General features: G+C 68.8%; 18 protein-coding genes. 13 read left to right on the top strand and 5 right to left on the bottom strand.

Annotation, left to right across the window (positions count from 1 at the left end):
* Positions 1 to 24: 24 nt before the first annotated feature.
* Genes ACK4SE_RS03860 through yihA form a run of 3 tightly spaced genes read left to right on the top strand, consistent with a single transcriptional unit; the run spans position 25 to position 2941 of the window.
* The gene (locus ACK4SE_RS03860) at positions 25 to 462 is read left to right on the top strand and encodes a ribonuclease P protein component (RefSeq protein WP_409688967.1); all 438 of its coding nucleotides are present in this window, start codon (positions 25 to 27) and stop codon (positions 460 to 462) included.
* A gap of 3 nt (positions 463 to 465) precedes the next feature.
* Entirely contained in the window at positions 466 to 2262 is a 1797-nt protein-coding gene (gene yidC / locus ACK4SE_RS03855) for a membrane protein insertase YidC (RefSeq protein WP_409688966.1), read from the top strand.
* Between the two features lie 34 nt (positions 2263 to 2296).
* Positions 2297 to 2941, top strand: a complete 645-nt coding sequence (gene yihA / locus ACK4SE_RS03850; RefSeq protein WP_409688964.1) for a ribosome biogenesis GTP-binding protein YihA/YsxC — start codon at positions 2297 to 2299, stop codon at positions 2939 to 2941.
* Positions 2942 to 2950: 9 nt separating this feature from the next.
* Here the strand turns inward: yihA and ACK4SE_RS03845 are convergent, their stop codons facing one another.
* Entirely contained in the window at positions 2951 to 3193 is a 243-nt protein-coding gene (locus ACK4SE_RS03845) for a hypothetical protein (RefSeq protein ID WP_409688962.1), read from the bottom strand.
* A gap of 93 nt (positions 3194 to 3286) precedes the next feature.
* On the opposite strand from ACK4SE_RS03845, the gene ACK4SE_RS03840 reads away from it, so the two are divergent.
* Positions 3287 to 4273 carry an LLM class flavin-dependent oxidoreductase gene (locus ACK4SE_RS03840; RefSeq protein WP_409688960.1) on the top strand — a complete coding sequence of 329 codons (987 nt, stop codon included), beginning with the start codon at positions 3287 to 3289 and terminating at the stop codon, positions 4271 to 4273.
* Here ACK4SE_RS03840 and ACK4SE_RS03835 read toward each other — a convergent pair.
* Positions 4240 to 4425 (bottom strand): hypothetical protein, encoded by a 186-nt coding sequence (locus ACK4SE_RS03835; protein ID WP_409688958.1) that lies wholly within the window; start codon positions 4423 to 4425, stop codon positions 4240 to 4242. The genes ACK4SE_RS03840 and ACK4SE_RS03835 overlap by 34 nt on opposite strands.
* Before the next feature lie 73 nt (positions 4426 to 4498).
* Here ACK4SE_RS03835 and ACK4SE_RS03830 point away from each other — a divergent pair, with 73 nt between their 5' ends.
* The 5 genes from ACK4SE_RS03830 to trmB all read left to right on the top strand — a co-directional run bounded on the left by ACK4SE_RS03830 (position 4499) and on the right by trmB (position 8402).
* Positions 4499 to 4996, top strand: a complete 498-nt coding sequence (locus ACK4SE_RS03830; RefSeq protein WP_409688956.1) for a ferritin-like domain-containing protein — start codon at positions 4499 to 4501, stop codon at positions 4994 to 4996.
* 247 nt (positions 4997 to 5243) lie between these two features.
* A complete protein-coding gene (gene argB / locus ACK4SE_RS03825) occupies positions 5244 to 6185 on the top strand; it encodes an acetylglutamate kinase (protein ID WP_409688954.1) in 942 nt (313 codons plus the stop codon).
* A complete protein-coding gene (locus ACK4SE_RS03820; RefSeq protein WP_409688952.1) occupies positions 6182 to 6844 on the top strand; it encodes a pyrimidine 5'-nucleotidase in 663 nt (220 codons plus the stop codon). The genes argB and ACK4SE_RS03820 overlap by 4 nt, the downstream gene beginning before the upstream one ends.
* Positions 6841 to 7692 carry a 2,3,4,5-tetrahydropyridine-2,6-dicarboxylate N-succinyltransferase gene (dapD, locus tag ACK4SE_RS03815; RefSeq protein WP_409688950.1) on the top strand — a complete coding sequence of 284 codons (852 nt, stop codon included), beginning with the start codon at positions 6841 to 6843 and terminating at the stop codon, positions 7690 to 7692. The genes ACK4SE_RS03820 and dapD overlap by 4 nt, the downstream gene beginning before the upstream one ends.
* Positions 7692 to 8402, top strand: coding sequence for a tRNA (guanosine(46)-N7)-methyltransferase TrmB (gene trmB, locus ACK4SE_RS03810; RefSeq protein WP_409688948.1), 711 nt, complete (start codon positions 7692 to 7694; stop codon positions 8400 to 8402). Before dapD ends, trmB begins: the two co-directional genes overlap by 1 nt.
* Here the strand turns inward: trmB and ACK4SE_RS03805 are convergent.
* Positions 8399 to 9205: an undecaprenyl-diphosphate phosphatase gene (locus ACK4SE_RS03805; protein WP_409688946.1), complete on the bottom strand. Its 807-nt coding sequence runs from the start codon at positions 9203 to 9205 to the stop codon at positions 8399 to 8401. The genes trmB and ACK4SE_RS03805 overlap by 4 nt on opposite strands.
* A 40-nt stretch (positions 9206 to 9245) precedes the next feature.
* The gene (locus tag ACK4SE_RS03800; RefSeq protein ID WP_409688944.1) at positions 9246 to 10409 is read right to left on the bottom strand and encodes a citrate/2-methylcitrate synthase; all 1164 of its coding nucleotides are present in this window, start codon (positions 10407 to 10409) and stop codon (positions 9246 to 9248) included.
* Between the two features lie 166 nt (positions 10410 to 10575).
* On the opposite strand from ACK4SE_RS03800, the gene ACK4SE_RS03795 reads away from it, so the two are divergent.
* The 3 genes from ACK4SE_RS03795 to queG are packed head-to-tail and all read left to right on the top strand — an operon-like array spanning position 10576 to position 13324.
* Positions 10576 to 11526 carry a cation diffusion facilitator family transporter gene (locus ACK4SE_RS03795; RefSeq protein ID WP_409688942.1) on the top strand — a complete coding sequence of 317 codons (951 nt, stop codon included), beginning with the start codon at positions 10576 to 10578 and terminating at the stop codon, positions 11524 to 11526.
* Between the two features lie 36 nt (positions 11527 to 11562).
* Complete coding sequence (locus ACK4SE_RS03790; RefSeq protein WP_409688940.1) at positions 11563 to 12252, top strand: glutathione S-transferase family protein; 690 nt, start codon at positions 11563 to 11565, stop codon at positions 12250 to 12252.
* 31 nt (positions 12253 to 12283) lie between these two features.
* Positions 12284 to 13324: a tRNA epoxyqueuosine(34) reductase QueG gene (gene queG, locus ACK4SE_RS03785; RefSeq protein WP_409688938.1), complete on the top strand. Its 1041-nt coding sequence runs from the start codon at positions 12284 to 12286 to the stop codon at positions 13322 to 13324.
* 7 nt (positions 13325 to 13331) lie between these two features.
* On the opposite strand, the gene ACK4SE_RS03780 is transcribed toward queG, so the two are convergent.
* A complete protein-coding gene (locus ACK4SE_RS03780) occupies positions 13332 to 14150 on the bottom strand; it encodes a transglutaminase-like cysteine peptidase (RefSeq protein WP_409688936.1) in 819 nt (272 codons plus the stop codon).
* A 391-nt stretch (positions 14151 to 14541) separates the two neighbouring features.
* Between ACK4SE_RS03780 and ACK4SE_RS03775 the strand changes: the two genes are divergently transcribed.
* Positions 14542 to 16209 carry a ShlB/FhaC/HecB family hemolysin secretion/activation protein gene (locus tag ACK4SE_RS03775; protein WP_409688934.1) on the top strand — a complete coding sequence of 556 codons (1668 nt, stop codon included), beginning with the start codon at positions 14542 to 14544 and terminating at the stop codon, positions 16207 to 16209.
* Positions 16210 to 16225: the final 16 nt, after the last annotated feature.

Below are 16225 nucleotides of genomic sequence, written 5' to 3'. Positions count from 1 at the left end.
GCTGCGCTTTTCCAGCAAGAGCGCATGACGGACCATCCGTTCAAAATCGAACGCCTGACTTCGCGGCCCCAGTTTCTGGCGGCCGCGAAAGGCGTTTCAAAGGCCAGCGGCGCCGTGGTGGTGCAGGCGCTGGACCGGGACGACGGCCGCGCCACAGTGGGGGTCGGCTTCACCGCCACCCGCAAGGTGGGCGGGGCGGTGATCCGCAACCGCGCCAAGCGCCGCCTGCGCGAGGCCGCCCGGGCGCTTTTGCCGCTGCACGCCCACGCCGGATACGACTATGTTCTGGTGGCCCGTCAGGGAACGCCCGACCGCCCCTGGGACCGATTGCTTGACGATGTGAAAAGCGCGCTGATAAGGCTCGCGCCCAATCCCGGCCCGGCGCCCGCGCCTGCGGCCGCTCCGTCGATCTCCGACGCTTCTTCAACGCCGACCCGCGACCTTTCCGGCCAGGACCGCTGACCCATGCAGAATGAGAGCACCCGCAACACGATCCTGTTCATCGTGTGCACCGTGGCGATCCTGCTCATCTATCAGCTGTTCGTGCTGCAGCCCTCCACCGAGCGTCAGCGGGCCCAGCAACAGGCGACCGCCGAAACGGCGGCCGACGGCCCGGCCACGGCCTTCCGGCCCGACACGGCGGTGTTCTCCGACCGGCGCACGGCCTTGGCCACCGGTCCGCGCGTGCCGATCAGCACCCCGACCATGGCCGGCTCGCTGTCGCTGCAGGGCGCGCGCATCGACGACCTGTTCCTGACCAACTACCGCGAGACCCTGGACGGGGACGATCCGGTGGAGCTGTTCCGCCCACAGGGCACCGAACACGCCTATTTCGCCCAGTTCGGCTGGCTGGGTCAGAACGTTCCGGGCGTGCCCGGCCCCAATACCGAATGGACCCTGACCGAGGGCACGACCCTGGCGCCCGGCGCGCCGGTCACCCTGACCTATGACAACGGGCAGGGTCTGCGCTTCACCCGCCGGATCGAGGTGGACGAGCAGTACGTCTTCACCCTGACCGACACCGTGGCCAATCTGGGGTCGCAGGCGATCACGCTTGCGCCCTACGGCTCGGTGCAGCGGCACGGCGTGCCCGACGACCTGGGCCGCCAGTTCATCCTGCACGAGGGCGCCATCGGCGTTCTGGGCGAGCGCCTGCGGCTGGAGAAATACCGCGACTGGGAGGACGAGCCCCGCATCGCCTATCAGTCCACCGGCGGCTGGCTGGGCATCACCGACAAATACTGGCTGGCGGCCCTGCTGCCCGATCAGACCGAGGCCATCGACGCCGAGCTGCGCGTGCGCCGGGTCGGCGAGGTCAACATCCACGAAGCCAACATCCTGGGCACGGCGCGGGTCATCAATCCCGGCCGCCAGATCACCGAGACCCAGCGCCTGTTCGCCGGCGCCAAGCGGGCCGAGATCCTGCGCGGCTATGAGCGCAGCCTGGGCATCCCGCGCTTCGACCAGGCCATCGACTGGGGCATGTTCTGGTTCCTGACCCGTCCGATCTTCCTGACGGTGGAGTTCTTCTACGGCCTGGTGGGCAATTTCGGCGTCGCCATCCTGCTGCTGACCGTGGTCATCAAGCTGCTGCTCTTCCCCCTGGCCAACAAGAGCTACGAGAGCCTCTCCAAGATGAAGATGCTCGCGCCCAAGATGGAGGAGATCAAGAAGAAGCACGGCTCGGACCCGCAGAAGCAGCAGCAGGAAATGATGGCGCTGTACCAGCGCGAGAAGATCAATCCTCTGGCCGGCTGTCTGCCCATCCTGCTGCAGATCCCGGTGTTCTACGCCCTGTACAAGGTGCTGTTCGTCACCATCGAGATGCGGCACGCGCCGTTCTTCGGCTGGATCCAGGACCTCTCCGCCCGCGACCCCACGAACGTCTGGAACCTGTTCGGCCTGATCCCGTGGGACCCCGCTTCGGTGCCCCTCATCGGCGGCCTGATCGGCGTGTCCAACACGGGCATGGGCGGGTTCACCCTGTCCCTCAGCGTGCTGGCGATCGTCTACGGCCTGACCATGTGGCTGCAGATGTCCATGAACCCGCCGCCGCCGGACCCGGTGCAGCGCAAGATCTTCGCCTTCATGCCGTTCGTGTTCACCTTCATCATGGCCCCGTTCGCGGCCGGCCTGCTGATCTACTGGGCGTGGAACAACATCCTGTCGATCCTGCAGCAGTACGTGATCATGCACCGCTTCAAGGCCGAGAACCCGATCGACACCTTCATCGACCGGTACATAAGGAAGAAGGCCACGTGATCCCGGCTTTCGCCGGGATGAGCGGAGCGACGCCATGACGGACATGTTCACCGAGGAGGAGGTCGAGGCGGCGCGGGTGCTGTTCGCCCGCCCGGCCACCTTCATCATGGGCTGCGCCAAGATCGAGCAGCTGCCCGAGCCGGACCTGCCCGAGGTGGCCTTCGCCGGGCGCTCGAACGTGGGCAAGTCCAGCCTGATCAACGGGCTGGTGGGCATGCACAAGCTGGCCCGCGCCTCCAATGAGCCGGGGCGGACGCGCGAGGTGAACTTCTTCGACCTGGACGGCAAGATGCGTCTGGTGGACCTGCCCGGCTATGGGTGGGCCAAGGCGTCCAAGGGCGAGGTGAAGCGGTTCCAGAACCTGGGCCGGGACTATCTGCGCGGCCGGGTGACGCTGAAGCGGGTCTATCTGCTGATCGACAGCCGCCATGGCCTGAAGAAGGTGGACGACGAGGCGCTGGACGCGCTGGACGAGGCCGCGGTCAGCTATCAGATCGTCCTGACCAAGGCCGACAAGCTGAAGAAGGGCGAGGCCGAGGCCATGGGCGAAAAGACCCTGAAGGCCGTCTCCAAGCGCCCCGCCGCCTATCCCTTCGTGGCCGTGACCTCGGCGGAGAAGGGCCACGGCATCCCCGAACTGCGCGCCGAGATCATGCGCACGACCGGGGTGGTGCTCTAGGCGAAGGCGCTAGCCGCCGCGCCACCGACGAAGGACGGAACGCCACCCGAGAATCAGGCTGATGGCGGCGGCGGACAGGAGCGCGAGAGTCAGCACCCAGCGAGGCACGCCCTGATCAGCGGCGATCATGAAGAACCCCAGCAACAGGCCGCTGATGACCCAGCCCAGGGCTTCCGCCCGTCGGCCTGACCGAACTTCAAGGGCGGCGACACCCCCGAACAGCAGCGCCCCCAGTATCGCCAATCCGATCATTCTCTGCCCCCAGTCATCATTTGTGAGTGGCGCAGGACGGGGGTTGAGGCAAGCCGGCCTTGGTCCGCCGTCCAGCCACCCCATATGGGCGTCATGCCCAGACTTTCCGTACTCGACCTGTCGCCGGTGCCCGAAGGGTCCGACGTTTCCCGATCCCTCGCCAACACCCTGGATCTGGCCCGCCACGCCGAGCGGCTGGGCTATCATCGCTACTGGCTGGCCGAGCACCACAACATGCCCGGCATCGCCAGCGCGGCGACGTCGGTGGTCATCGGCCATGTGGCGGCGGGGACCAGCACCATCCGCGTGGGCGCCGGGGGCATCATGCTGCCCAACCACGCGCCCTATGTGATCGCCGAGCAGTTCGGCACCCTGGCGGCGCTGCATCCGGGCCGCATCGATCTGGGGCTGGGCCGCGCGCCCGGCACCGATCAGGCGACCTCGCGGGCGCTGCGGAGGACGCTGGACGGGAGCGTCGACGACTTCCCCCGCGACGTGATGGAGCTGATGAGCTGGTTCGAGCCGGCCGAGGAGGGCCAGCGCATCCGCGCCACGCCGGGCGAGGGCCAGGAGGTGCAGGTCTGGATGCTGGGCTCGTCCACCTACGGGGCGCAACTGGCCGCCCATCTGGGCCTGCCCTACGCCTTCGCCAGCCATTTCGCCCCGGCCGAGCTGGAGCGGGCGCTGGCCATCTATCGCTCATCGTTCCAGCCGTCGAAACGCCTGTCCGAGCCCTATGTCATGCTGGGCTACAACGCCTTCGCCGCCGACACCGATGAAGAGGCGCGAGACCTGTTCACCTCGGTGCAGCAGGCGTTCGTCAACCTGCGCACGGGCAAGGCCGGCAAGCTGCCGCCGCCGCGCCCGGGCTATGCGCAGGCGCTGGATGCGGGCGCGCGGTCGATGATCGATCAGGCCCTGTCCTGTTCGGCGGTGGGATCGCCGGAAACGGTGAAGGCGCAGCTGGGCGCCTTCATCGACCGCCACAGGCCTGACGAACTGATGGTCACCAGCCAGATCTTCGACCACGCCGCGCGGGTGAAGTCCTATGCGATCTTCGCGGAGGCGGCGGGCGGCTGAACCGGCTGCGGCCCGGTCGGCGGGGGCGACGGCGCTTCGAACAGATAGAAGCCGCGCTCGAGCAGTTGCCGGGCCAGTTCGGCGTCCAGCGTCGGCGGTCCCGGGTCTGTGCGCTGGCCATCCATGCCCAGTGAACCGGCCGTGTTCGCCATCGGTTCCGGATTTCGGGAACTTCGCCGCCGCGTCCCGGTTGTCAGCCGTCACTCCAATTGAAGGCACGCGACCATGACCGAGAAAAACCTCGAAAACCTGTTCTACGACACGCTCAAGGACATCTATTACGCCGAGCGCAAGATCGCCAAATCGCTGCCCAAGATGGCTCGCGGCGCCCAGTCGCCGGAGCTGAAGGCCGCCTTCGAGAAGCACCTCGAGGAGACCGAGGGCCAGATCGAGCGCCTGCAGCAGGTGTTCGACATCATCGGCAAGCGCGCCATGGGCAAGACCTGTGAAGCCATCGAGGGCATCCTCGCCGAGGGCGAGGAAATCCTCGAGGAATACGAGGGCGCGGCGGCGCTGGACGCCGGTCTGATCTCGGCCGCCCAGGCGGTGGAGCACTACGAGATCACCCGCTACGGCACCCTGAAGCGCTGGGCCGAAATGCTGGAGCTGCCCGAGGCCGTGCGCCTGCTGGACCAGACCCTGCAGGAAGAGTCGAAAACCGACCTGGACCTGACCAAGCTGGCCAACGCCTCCTCGAACCCGACGGCCCTGGCCGCGGAGTGATGAAGCCCCCTCTCCCGCTGGGAGAGGGCTGCGCGCACGGGTGCGTGAGCATCCGTGTTTCGCGCGCAGGGTGAGGGTCGGTTGTGCGTTCTGGTCCACCCGACCCCGTCGTCGGATCGGCTCCGCCGCTCCTTCCTCCACCCCCGCGCACGAAGCCGCTTCGCGCCCTCGTGCGCGGGGCCCCCTTCTCCCAAAGGGAGAAGGATGAGGTGACAGCGACGCCCATGTCCGCTATCGCGCCGGGGCGATGAACCAGGTTCCCATCACCGAAGACGAGCGGCAGTCCGAAGACCGCAGCTGGGCCACCGCCAGGACCCTGGCCGAGGCGCTGCCCTATATCCAGGTCTATGACCGCCAGACCGTGGTCATCAAATACGGCGGCCACGCCATGGGCGACGAGGCTGTGGCGAAGCAGTTCGCCGCCGACGTGGTGCTGCTGAAGCTGATGGGCGTGAACCCCGTGGTGGTCCACGGCGGCGGCCCGCAGATCAGCGCCATGCTGGACCGGGCCGGGGTCAAGTCCGAGTTCGTGGATGGCCTGCGCGTGACCGACGCGGCCACCATGCAGATCGCCGAGATGGTCCTGTCCGGCGCGGTCAACAAGGAGATCGCCAGCTGGATCACCGAGGCCGGGAAACAGGCCGACGTGCGCGGCGTGGGCCTGTCGGGCAAGGACGCGGGCCTGCTGACGGTGGAGAAGACCCTGCGCACCCGCCGCGACCCCGACAGCATGATCGAGCACGAGGTGGACCTGGGCTTCGTGGGCGAACCCACCAAGGTGGATCCCAAGCTGATCCGGGGCCTGATCGCCTCGGAGTCCGAGGACTGGGTGCCGGTGATCGCGCCCATTGGAGTCGCGGAAGACGGCAAGACCTACAACGTCAACGCCGACACGGTGGCGGGCGCGGTGGCCGGGTCGCTGCAGGCCAAAAGAATGCTCCTGCTGACCGACGTGAAGGGCGTGCTGGACCAGAATGGACAGGTGATCCGCCAGATGACGGTGGCCGAGGCGGAACGGCTGATCGCCGACGGCGTCGCCACCGGCGGCATGATCCCCAAGCTGGAAACCGCCATGGCGGCGGTGAAGGCCGGGGTCGAGGCGGTGGTGATCCTCGACGGACGGCGCAGCCACGCCATGCTGGTGGAGCTGTTCACCGAGCACGGCGCCGGAACCCTGGTGAAGGCGTGAGCCCGTCGCTCGATCACGTCGAGCACTGGGTGTTCGACATGGACAACACCCTGTACCCGGCCGAGAGCGGACTGATGGGGCGGGTGCAGGACCGCATCAACGCCTTCTTCGTGCGTACTGTGGGCATGGGCCCGGCCGAGGCGCGCCAGCTGCAGCTGAAATATCTGCGCGATCACGGCACCTCGCTGAGCGGGCTGATGCTGAACCACCGGGTGGACCCCCGCGCCTTTCTGGACGAGGTGCACCGGGTCGAGCTGGACTGCCTGACGCCGGACCCGGTGCTGCGCGACGGCCTGTCGCGCCTGCCCGGGCGGCGCCTGATCTTCACCAACGGGGCGGCGGCCCATGCGGAGCGGGTGCTGGACGCGCTGAAGATCGCCGACCTGTTCGATGACGTGTTCCACATCGAGGCCTCGGACCTGATCCCCAAGCCGGACCCGCGCGCCTTCACCCGCATGATCGAGCGGCACGGGGTCGATCCCCGCCGCGCCGCCTTCTTCGAGGACACCGAGAAGAACCTGAAGCCCGCCGCCGACATGGGCATGGCCACAGTGCTGGTGGGCGCCCACGCCCCGGCCTCCACCGCCGCCTTCGTGGATCACCGCACCGAAACCCTGCCGCCCTTCCTGAACCGCCTGTCCCTGAGAGACGCCGCATGACCCATCCCCTGGAATCCGTGATCGAAGCCGCCTGGGAGGCCCGGGCCGAGCTGTCGCCGTCCACCACCGGCGAGGCGCGCGACGCGGTGGTGGAGGCTCTGGACCTGCTGGATTCCGGCCAGGCCCGGGTGGCCTCGCGCGGCGAGGACGGCGTCTGGACCACCCACCAGTGGCTGAAGAAGGCGGTGCTGCTGTCCTTCCGCCTCAACGACAACGGCATCATGTCCACCTCGGGCAAGGGGTTCGCCGCGCCCCATGCCGGTCACGGCCCGTGGTGGGACAAGGTCCCCAACAAGTTCGGCGCCTGGCACGCTGAACAATTCCGCGCGGCGGGCTTCCGCGCCGTGCCGGGCAGCTTCGTGCGTCAGGGCGCCTTCATCGGCAGGAACGTGGTGCTGATGCCCAGTTTCGTGAATATCGGCGCCTATGTGGACGAGGGCGCCATGGTCGACGCCTGGGCCACCGTCGGCTCGTGCGCCCAGATCGGCAAGAATGTGCACCTGTCCGGCGGCGCGGGCATCGGCGGGGTGCTGGAGCCCCTGCAGGCCAACCCCACCATCATCGAGGACGGCTGTTTCATCGGCGCCCGCGCCGAGGTGGCCGAGGGCGTCATCGTGCGCGAGGGCGCGGTGCTGGCCATGGGCGTCTATCTGTCGGCCTCCACCAGGATCGTGGACCGGGCCACCGGCGAGGTGTTCCGGGGCGAGGTGCCTGCCTATTCCGTCGTGGTGCCCGGCGCCCTGCCTGATCCGAACGGGGGGCCGTCCCTGTACTGCGCCGTCATCGTCAAGCGCGTGGACGCCCAGACCCGCGCCAAGACCGGCGTCAACGAACTGCTGCGGGACTGATGGCCGGACCTGAAGACAAGACCGAGGCCGCCACCGACTGGGGCCCCATGCGCTCGTTCGGGCGCATCCGTTCACGCACGCTCAAGCCGCGTCAGGCGGCCCTGTTCGACACCCTGCTGCCGACCATCGCCCTGCCCGATCCCGAGGCCGGGCCGATTGACCCCAAGGCGCTGATGCCCGAGGCGACGGAGGTCTGGATCGAGATCGGCTTCGGCGGCGGCGAGCATCTGGCCGAACAGGCGCGGCGTCATCCCCACGCCCTGATGATCGGCTGCGAGCCCTTCCTGAACGGCGTCGGCTCGGCCCTGCGCCATGTGGAGGAGATGGGCCTGAAGAACGTGCGCCTGCATGCCGGCGACGCGCGGGCGGTGATGGAGGCCCTGCCGGACGCCAGTCTGGACCGGGTCATGATCCTGTTCCCCGACCCCTGGCCCAAGGCCCGGCACAACAAGCGCCGCCTGATCCAGGACGAGACGGCGGCCGAGATCGCCCGGGTGCTGAAGCCCGGCGGCCGTCTGCGCTTCGTCACCGACTGGAAGGACTACGCCGGCTGGGCCCACGAACGCTTCCTGCGCACCGAGGGGCTGGCGTGGCAGGCCGAGCGCGCCGACGACTGGCGCACCGCGCCCGCCGACCATGTCACCACCCGCTATGAGGAAAAGCAGCTGGGCGACACCCCGCCGCTGTTCCTTGAGTTCGTGCGGACCTAAAGGGCCCCGGTCAGCCAAAGCCCGGCCAGGCCCACCGTGCCCACGGCGATGCGCCACCAGGCGAACACCGCGAAGCCATGCCGCGTCACGAAGGCCAGCACGGCCTTGACGGTCAGGAAGGCGGTGATGGTGGCGGCGATGAAGCCCACCGCGATCAGGCCGAAGTCCGAGAAGTCCAGCACGGCGCGGTTCTGGAACAGGTCGTAGGCCACCGCCGCGCCCATGGTGGGCAAGGCGAGGAAGAACGAGAACTCCGCCGCCGAGCGCTTGTCCGCCCCCAGCAGCAGTCCGCCCGCGATGGTGGCGCCGGAGCGCGACACGCCGGGGACCATGGCCAGGCACTGCACCACGCCGATGATCAGATACATGCGCATGGGGTATTTCGCCGCGTCCAGATGCACCGGCGTCATGGGGCGGCGGTCCAGCCACAGCAGGACGAAGCCGCCGACGATCAGCGAGACGCAGATGATCACCGGCGTCTCGAAGAACACCGTCTTGATGATGTCGTACATGAACACCCCGATCACCATGGCCGGCAGGAAGGCCACCAGCAGGCCGATCAGGAAGTGCCGCGCCTGGGGGTCATGGGGCCACCGGGTGGCCAGCTCGAACAGGCGGCGCAGATAGACGGTCACGATCGCCAGCAGGGCGCCCAGCTGGATCACCACCTCGAAGGTCTTGCCGGTGCTCTCGAAGCCGAGGAAGTGGCCCAGCAGCAGCAGGTGGCCGGTGGACGAGACGGGAATGAATTCGGTCAGCCCCTCGACGATGCCGAGCAGCAGCGCAATCAACCAGTCGCCCATGCGGCGAATCCCCCGTCTTGGTCAGATGGCCCGGCGCCCCTCAGTGCGCGCCCGGTTCGACGCCCACATAGCGCAGGCGCGCGCGGATGGGCGCCCCCTCCAGCAATTGATCCAGCGCATGGGCCAGAAGTCCCGCCGACCGCCCGATGGCGAACAGGTCGAAGGCGCCGTCGCGGGGCAGGTTGAAGCGCCGCACGATCAGGGCAAGAGCCAGATCGAAGGACGGCTTCAGCCCCGTGGCCCGCTCGCCCGCCTCCACCAGAGCGACCAGATCGCGGGGCAGGTCGGCGGCGGCCAGCAGGGCGGCGGCGCGGGGGTCGCCGTCGGGATAGAGCTCGTGGCCGAAGCCGGGCAGGCGGCCGTCCTGATCCATGCGGCGGCGCACGGTGTCCTCGGGATCGCGCCGGGCGTCCAGCACCAGGGCGCTGGCGGCCGCCAGCTGGCGGCTGACGTCCGGGCCGGTCAGGGCGGCGAGGCCCGCCATGGCGGCGGCGGCGGGGCTGGCGCCGGTGCCGGCCACGGCCCGCGTGGCCAGCACCGCGCCATTCAGCTCGTGGTCGGCGGACAGGACGAGGGCCCGGCGCAGGATGCCGGAATCCAGTTCGGAGATCTTCCACGCCCGGGCCAGCCGCTGATGCAGGTGCAGGCGCGGGCCCATGCCGACGATGGCGTCCACCATCTCGCTCAGCACCCCGGCGCATTCGATGGTCAGGTCACGCTGGGCCCGGCCGGCGGCGGGCGGATCCTCGTCCACGCGTCGGGCGATGAACTGCAGCAGGCGCGAGCGCGAAGGGCCGGCGTAGGCCACGTCGATGCGCGGCTTCAGGGGGGCGAAGGGATTGCCGTCGCGGGCGTTCCACAGCACCCGGGCGGCGTCCTCGAGGGTGGCGTGCTCGGCCAGCTGGACGGCGTCGCGGCCCCGGTAGAACAGGCGGCCGCCGATGATGGCGGTGACCGAGGACTGCACCGTGGCCTCGCCGCGCACGGGCGAGCCGCCGATCACAGCCGGGGCGGCGGGCGCGGGCGAGCCATCGCACAGGCGCGCCACGTCGTCGGCGGCGTACAGGCTGCGGCGGGGGTTTTCAGGATCCGGGCGGGCGGTGATCCGTCCACGGCTGACATAGGCGTAGAGCGTCTGGGTTTTCACGCCCAGGCGGTCCAGGGCCTCGGTGCGGCCGATCCAGTGTCGCTGGGCGGTCTCCATGACGGCTCCCTTGTCCTGCGATCTTCGTGTGGTCGATGCTGTAGCGCGATCAACATTGACAAACTGTTCCCCGGAAACGGCGATTTCGTGACAGGCGCGGCAATTCTCGATCCCCGGCGGGGGTTCGGTTTGCTTCCGACCCCGCTGTTGCGCCACAAGTTGACCGATGACCGACACCGCCACGCCCCTCGACGCCCACGCCGCCAACCGCCGCATCACGACCCTGTCGGTCGGGGTGGCGGTGTTCCTGATCGCCATCAAGGCGTTCGCTCTCGGGGCCTCGGGGTCGGTGTCGATCCTGGCGTCGCTGGCCGACTCGGCGCTGGATCTGATCGCCTCGCTGTCGGTGTTCTTCGCCGTGCGCTGGGCCGCCATCCCGGCCGACCACGAGCACCGCTATGGCCACGGCAAGGCCGAGGCGCTCGCCTTCCTGGTGCAGGCCGGGCTGGTGTTCGCCTCGGCCGTCTTCATCGCCTGGGAATCGATCCAGCGCATGGTCGACCCGCGTCCCATCACGGCGGGCGGCTGGGCCGTGGGGGTGATGATCGTCTCCATCGCCGTGACCATGGGTCTGGTGTGGCTGCAGAGCCGGACCATCCGCGCCACGGGATCGCTGGCGGTGCGGGGCGACCGCGCCCACTACGCCGCCGATCTGGGCGCCAACATCGTGGTTCTGATCGGGGTCGCGTCCGGCGCTTTCCTCGGCGCCGCCGGACTGGACGCGGCGGCCGGCCTCGTGGTCGCCGTCTGGCTGTTCTGGGGCGCGATCGGCATGCTCAGGGGCTCGGCCGACCATCTGATGGACAAGGGCGTGGACGACGAGACCCGCGCCCGCATCGTCGCCGCCGTGCTGGCCGATCCGCGCATCGGCGGGGTGCACCAGCTGCGCACCCGCATGGCCGGGCCAATGCTGATGATGCAGATGCATGTGGATCTGGAGCCAGACCAGACGCTGGAGGCCGCCCACGCCGTGGTGGTGGAGGCCGAGGCCCGCATCCTGAAGGCCTTCCCCGGCGCCGACATCCTGATCCATCCCGACCCGCGCGGCCGCACCCGCGCCCATGGCGGGATCAAGGGCGATGCCGAGCCCTCCACGGGCGTCCCGGTGACGGAGTAAACGCGGGATTAAGGACGGCGGGCGCATGGGTGCGCCATGTCTTCGCCTGTCGCCGCCCTTTTGCATTATCCGTTCGATCCGGCCTCGCGCGCCGCGCGCCTGGCGCTGGGCGAAGCGCGGGTGGAGTTCAGCGAAAGCCCGGTCAAGCCATGGGAGCCGGACTGCATCCTGAGCCAGGTCAATCCCACCGGCATGCCGCCGGTGGTGCGCACCATGCTGGACGGCCGCACCCTGACCCTGTGCGAGCTGGGGGCGATCCTGGGCTGGATCGAGGACAGCGCGCGCGGGCCGCTGCTGATGCCGGTGGATCCCGTGGAGCGGGCTGAAACTCGCCGCCTGACCGCCTGGTTCGAGCGCCGCTTCAATGACGAGGTCAACGCCGTGCTGCTGCACGAGCGGCTGGAGAAGGCGATCCTGAAGCTGGGGCCGCCGGACGCGCGCGGCCTGCGTCACGGGCGCGAGGCCCTGCGCCAGCATCTGGCCGAGCTGGAAGACCTGCTGAAGGGCCGCGACTGGCTGGCCGGGCGGCGCATGACCCAGGCCGATCTGGTCGCCGCCGCGCATTTCTCGGTGATGGACTATTTCAGCGAGATGCCGTGGGCCTCGTTCCCGGCGCTCAAGGCCTGGTATGTGCCGATCAAGTCGCGACCCTCGTTCCGGCCGCTGCTGGGCGACCGCTTCCCCGGCGTGGCGCCGCCGGTGCACTACGCGGATCTGGATTTCTAGCTTTCCGCCGCCGCGCGCGCTATCGCGCCCCATGGCCAGGGACCCTCGAGACGAGATCCGACGCCGGGCCGCGGACCTGGGCTTCGACGTCTGCCGCTTCGCCTCGGCCTCGGCGCCGTGGAGCGCGGGCGAGCGGCTGGCCCACTTCGTGGAGCAGGGCCGCCACGGCGAGATGGGCTGGATGGAGACGACGCTGGCGCGCCGGGCCCATCCCACGGCCATGTGGGAGCACGCCCGCACCGCCGTCGTGCTGGGCCTGAACTATGGCCCCGAGCAGGATCCCCTGCCGGAGATGGAGGACCGCTCGGCGGGCTATATCTCGGTCTATGCGCGGGGCGACGACTATCACGAGCTGATCAAGGGACGGCTGAAGCAGCTGGCCGGGATCGTGGCCGCCCGGTCCGGCGCGGAGGTGAAGGTGTTCGTGGACACCGCCCCCCTGATGGAGAAGCCGCTGGCCCAGCGCGCCGGTCTGGGCTGGCAGGGCAAGCACACCAATCTGCTCAGCCGCACACATGGCAACTGGCTGTTTCTGGGGGTGATCCTGTCGGCGGCGGACTATGAGCCCGACCCGGCCGAGGACGAGCACTGCGGCTCGTGCCGGGCGTGTCTGGACGCCTGTCCGACCAATGCCTTTCCCGCCCCGTTCCAGCTGGATGCGCGACGCTGCCTGTCCTACCTGACCATCGAGTTCGCCGGGCCGTGGCCGGAAGAATTCCGCGTGGCGGCGGGCGCCCGCATCTACGGCTGCGACGACTGTCTGGCGGTCTGTCCGTGGAACAAGTTCGCCCGGGGCGCGCAAGAGGCGCGGCTGCACGCCCGCGACAGTCTGAGCGCGCCCCGTCTGGCCGATCTGGCGGCGCTGGACGACGCGGCCTTCCGGGCCCTGTTCACCAAGAGTGCGGTCAAGCGGATCGGCCGGGACCGGTTTGTGCGGAATGTGCTGTACGCCATCGGCAACAGCGGCGATCCGGATCTGGTCCCGTCGGCGGAGCGGTTGCTGGACGATCCGGACCCTGTGGTGCGCGACGCGGCCGGCTGGGCCCTGTCGCGGCTCGAGGCCGGACGCTGAGCGGGGCTCAGTCCCCGGCGGGCTGGATGCGGTCGACGGCGGCGAGGACCCGCCCGCGGTCGCTCTGCAGCTGGCGCACATTGCGGGGCCGCACCTGCATCACCAGGGTGCGTCCGCCGTTGGTGAGCCGCACCCGCGGCGTCGCCGAGGCGCGGATCGAGGCCGGCTCGGGAAGCCGCACGCCGCCCTCGTTCAAATAGTAGATCAGGCGGTAGCGCGCCGCGTGGTCTGCGGCGCGCTCCGGCGCTTCCATCTTGTTGTCCAGCATCCAGACGGCGCCGTCGACGCGCACGAGCAGCACGGCGTGCTCCTCCTGATCCTGGTTGTCCCACACCACGGCGATGCGCATGTCCGCGTCGGCATGGCCCGTGGCGCGCAGGGCGAAATATTTGGTCAGGGCGAAGCCTTCGCAGTCGCCCCCACGCTCGAACATTTCCAGCGGAGTCTCCCAATGGTCGGCGCGGCCCCAGTTCTCCGCGTCTGTCACATAGGCCAGGCGGTTCACCGCCCGGTGGATGCGGTCGATCCGCTCGTGCGCCGGGCGCGCAGCCCACCCCGCCAGCTTGCGGTCCCATGCGGCCAGCCGGCAGGGCGCGGACTTGACCTGTTCGAAGGTGTCGCAGTCAGCCGAGGCGATCTCGGCCTGCTGGATCGAAGACCGCGCGATGACGCGGCTCCACTGCGGCGTCTGGCTGGTCTGCATGACCGGCCGCAGCCCCGCGACGTCGAACACGCCGTCCAGGCTGGACGCTTGCACCGTGGACGCACCGGCCAGGCTCAGCACGGCGGCGGCGGCGTAAGTGGACAGTGTTCTTGAAAGGCGCATTGGGGTCGAGGACTCCGGTCTGTTCGACCCGAATCCTGCACCGGCGCCCCTTAAGACTGCCGCCTACAAGAATGCTTAAAATAAAGATAACAGATGTATTCGCTATAAACCAATCATAAGGGTTAAAAATAACTTCGACGTTGCAGAGGAGCGTAAAGTCCAAATCTCATCTGTATTTGATAATGTGAAGATAATCTGAAGTATTCGAGGCCCATACATCGGTGTCTGTGCACGGATCGCTTCGATGGGGAATCAAAAATTCTAAGAGAATGTTGGTTAACGCTGCGAGAATCTTCTGGCCAGAAAAATAGTGTTGTTATATGGGCTTCCCGGGGAACGTCGGTATTCGTGTTTGCGGACACGGTGTGTGGCGTGAATTTGGGGGAAGTGGATGGCTTTCGGGAAAAGATGGACGTGGCTGGCCGCCGCCATGGTGATGATGGGGGGCGTCGCCCATGCGCAGCAGCCGCCAGTGGATCCGGGCCGGCTGGATGAACGCTTCCGTCAGCAGCCTGAGGCGCCGGATGTGCGCGCCGTGGACGTTCCCGAGCTGCCCCGCCAGGAAAGCGCGCCCGAAAGCGATCTCTCCGTCACCCTGACCGACGTCCGCTTCGAGGGCGCCCAGGCCGTGCCGGTCGCGGCTCTTGAAGCGTTGGCCGCCCCCTATCTGGGTCGTCCCATGCCCTTGGCGGGGGTGTTCGCCCTGGCCGAGGCGGTGACCGCCGAATACCGCTCGCGCGGCTATGTCCTGTCGCGCGCGGTGGTGGGGCCCCAGCGCATCGAGGATGGGGTCCTGACCATCCAGGTGCTGGAAGGCTATGTGGACCGGATCACCATCGAGGGCGACGCCGGCGGCTATGCCCCCTTCCTGACCCGCTACATGGACCCGGTGCGCGACGGGCGGCCCACTTCGGGCGACGCCCTGGCCCGCGCCCTGCTGCTGGCGCGCGATCTGGGCGGCGTGGACGTCCGCGCCGTCGTCAGCCCCTCCGCCACGCAGCAGGGGGCGGCCGACATCAGCCTGGTGGTCGAGCGCGATCCGTTCGAGGCCTTCGTGGCCGTGGACAACCGCGGCTCGCGCTGGCTGGGTCCGATCCAGGTCTATGGCGGCGTCACCCTCAACGACATGCTGGGCATGGGCGAGCGGCTGTCCCTGACGGCGGTGAGCGCGCCCGAAGATTCCGAACTGGGGTTCATTTCCGCCAGCTATGACCAGCCGCTCGGCTGGTCCGGGCTGCGCTTCAACGCCTTCGCCAGCTATGCGAACACGGAGCCGGGCGACGAACTGGCGCTGCTGGGTCTGACCGGCGAGAGCACCACCTGGGGCATGGGATTTCAGTATCCCTTCCTGCGCAGCCGCGAGACCAATGTTCTGGGGCGCCTGACCTTCACGGCGCGCGACGCCGACTCCGGCAACGACTTCATCGATCCGGTCTTCGAGGACAGCATCCGCACCCTGTCGGCCGAGGTGATGGCCAACCACGCTGACCGCTGGGGCGGCCTGAGTTCGCTGCGCGCCTCGGCGACGCGGGGGATCAACATCCTTGACGCCACACGCATGGGCGACCCGAACAAGTCGCGGGCCACGGCGTCGGGCGAGTTCACCCGCTTCAACATCGAGCTCAGCCGCATCCAGCCGGTGACCGGCGGGCTCTACCTGCGCGCCGGCGTTGTGGCCCAGGTGACCGGCGACAGTCTGCTGGCGTCGGAGGAATTCGGCCTGGGCGGGACCCAGTACGGCCGCGCCTACGACCCCTCCGAGATCACTGGCGACGAGGGCGTCGCGGGCAAGGTGGAGCTGTTCTACACCCTGCCGCCGCAAGGCTTCGCGACCCTCGAACCCTATGCCTTCTACGAGGGCGGCGAGGTGTCGCAGAACGATCCGCTGCCGGGCGAGCCCCGGCGCGCCTCGCTGGAATCCGCCGGGGTCGGCGTTCGGCTCGGCTTCAACGATCGCTTCGGCGCCTCCATCGAATACGCCGTGCCGCTGGGCCGCGACGTGGCGGCCGAGGGCAATGACGACGGGCGCTTCTTCTTCACGCTGAGCGCGGCGTTCTGACGACAACAGGGACTTG

Origin of the sequence: Brevundimonas sp., from assembly GCF_046293315.1 — a bacterium.
Classification (GTDB): Bacteria; Pseudomonadota; Alphaproteobacteria; order Caulobacterales; family Caulobacteraceae; genus Brevundimonas.
The sequence above is the reverse complement of the archived record's forward strand: the minus strand, read 5'-3'. Positions and strand labels throughout refer to the sequence as shown.

Excerpts from the sequence above, each read along its gene's own strand:
- dapD (WP_409688950.1), top strand. The coding sequence starts at position 6,841 with ATGACCCATCCCCTGGAATCCGTGATCGAAGCCGCCTGGGAGGCCCGG.
- ACK4SE_RS03775 (WP_409688934.1), top strand. The coding sequence starts at position 14,542 with ATGGCTTTCGGGAAAAGATGGACGTGGCTGGCCGCCGCCATGGTGATG.
- ACK4SE_RS03800 (WP_409688944.1), bottom strand. The coding sequence starts at position 10,409 with ATGGAGACCGCCCAGCGACACTGGATCGGCCGCACCGAGGCCCTGGAC.
- yidC (WP_409688966.1), top strand. The coding sequence starts at position 466 with ATGCAGAATGAGAGCACCCGCAACACGATCCTGTTCATCGTGTGCACC.
- ACK4SE_RS03845 (WP_409688962.1), bottom strand. The coding sequence starts at position 3,193 with ATGATCGGATTGGCGATACTGGGGGCGCTGCTGTTCGGGGGTGTCGCC.
- ACK4SE_RS03840 (WP_409688960.1), top strand. The coding sequence starts at position 3,287 with ATGCCCAGACTTTCCGTACTCGACCTGTCGCCGGTGCCCGAAGGGTCC.
- trmB (WP_409688948.1), top strand. The coding sequence starts at position 7,692 with ATGGCCGGACCTGAAGACAAGACCGAGGCCGCCACCGACTGGGGCCCC.
- yihA (WP_409688964.1), top strand. The coding sequence starts at position 2,297 with ATGACGGACATGTTCACCGAGGAGGAGGTCGAGGCGGCGCGGGTGCTG.
- ACK4SE_RS03860 (WP_409688967.1), top strand. The coding sequence starts at position 25 with ATGACGGACCATCCGTTCAAAATCGAACGCCTGACTTCGCGGCCCCAG.
- ACK4SE_RS03780 (WP_409688936.1), bottom strand. The coding sequence starts at position 14,150 with ATGCGCCTTTCAAGAACACTGTCCACTTACGCCGCCGCCGCCGTGCTG.
- ACK4SE_RS03830 (WP_409688956.1), top strand. The coding sequence starts at position 4,499 with ATGACCGAGAAAAACCTCGAAAACCTGTTCTACGACACGCTCAAGGAC.
- ACK4SE_RS03790 (WP_409688940.1), top strand. The coding sequence starts at position 11,563 with ATGTCTTCGCCTGTCGCCGCCCTTTTGCATTATCCGTTCGATCCGGCC.
- ACK4SE_RS03835 (WP_409688958.1), bottom strand. The coding sequence starts at position 4,425 with ATGGCGAACACGGCCGGTTCACTGGGCATGGATGGCCAGCGCACAGAC.
- argB (WP_409688954.1), top strand. The coding sequence starts at position 5,244 with ATGAACCAGGTTCCCATCACCGAAGACGAGCGGCAGTCCGAAGACCGC.
- ACK4SE_RS03805 (WP_409688946.1), bottom strand. The coding sequence starts at position 9,205 with ATGGGCGACTGGTTGATTGCGCTGCTGCTCGGCATCGTCGAGGGGCTG.
- queG (WP_409688938.1), top strand. The coding sequence starts at position 12,284 with ATGGCCAGGGACCCTCGAGACGAGATCCGACGCCGGGCCGCGGACCTG.
- ACK4SE_RS03795 (WP_409688942.1), top strand. The coding sequence starts at position 10,576 with ATGACCGACACCGCCACGCCCCTCGACGCCCACGCCGCCAACCGCCGC.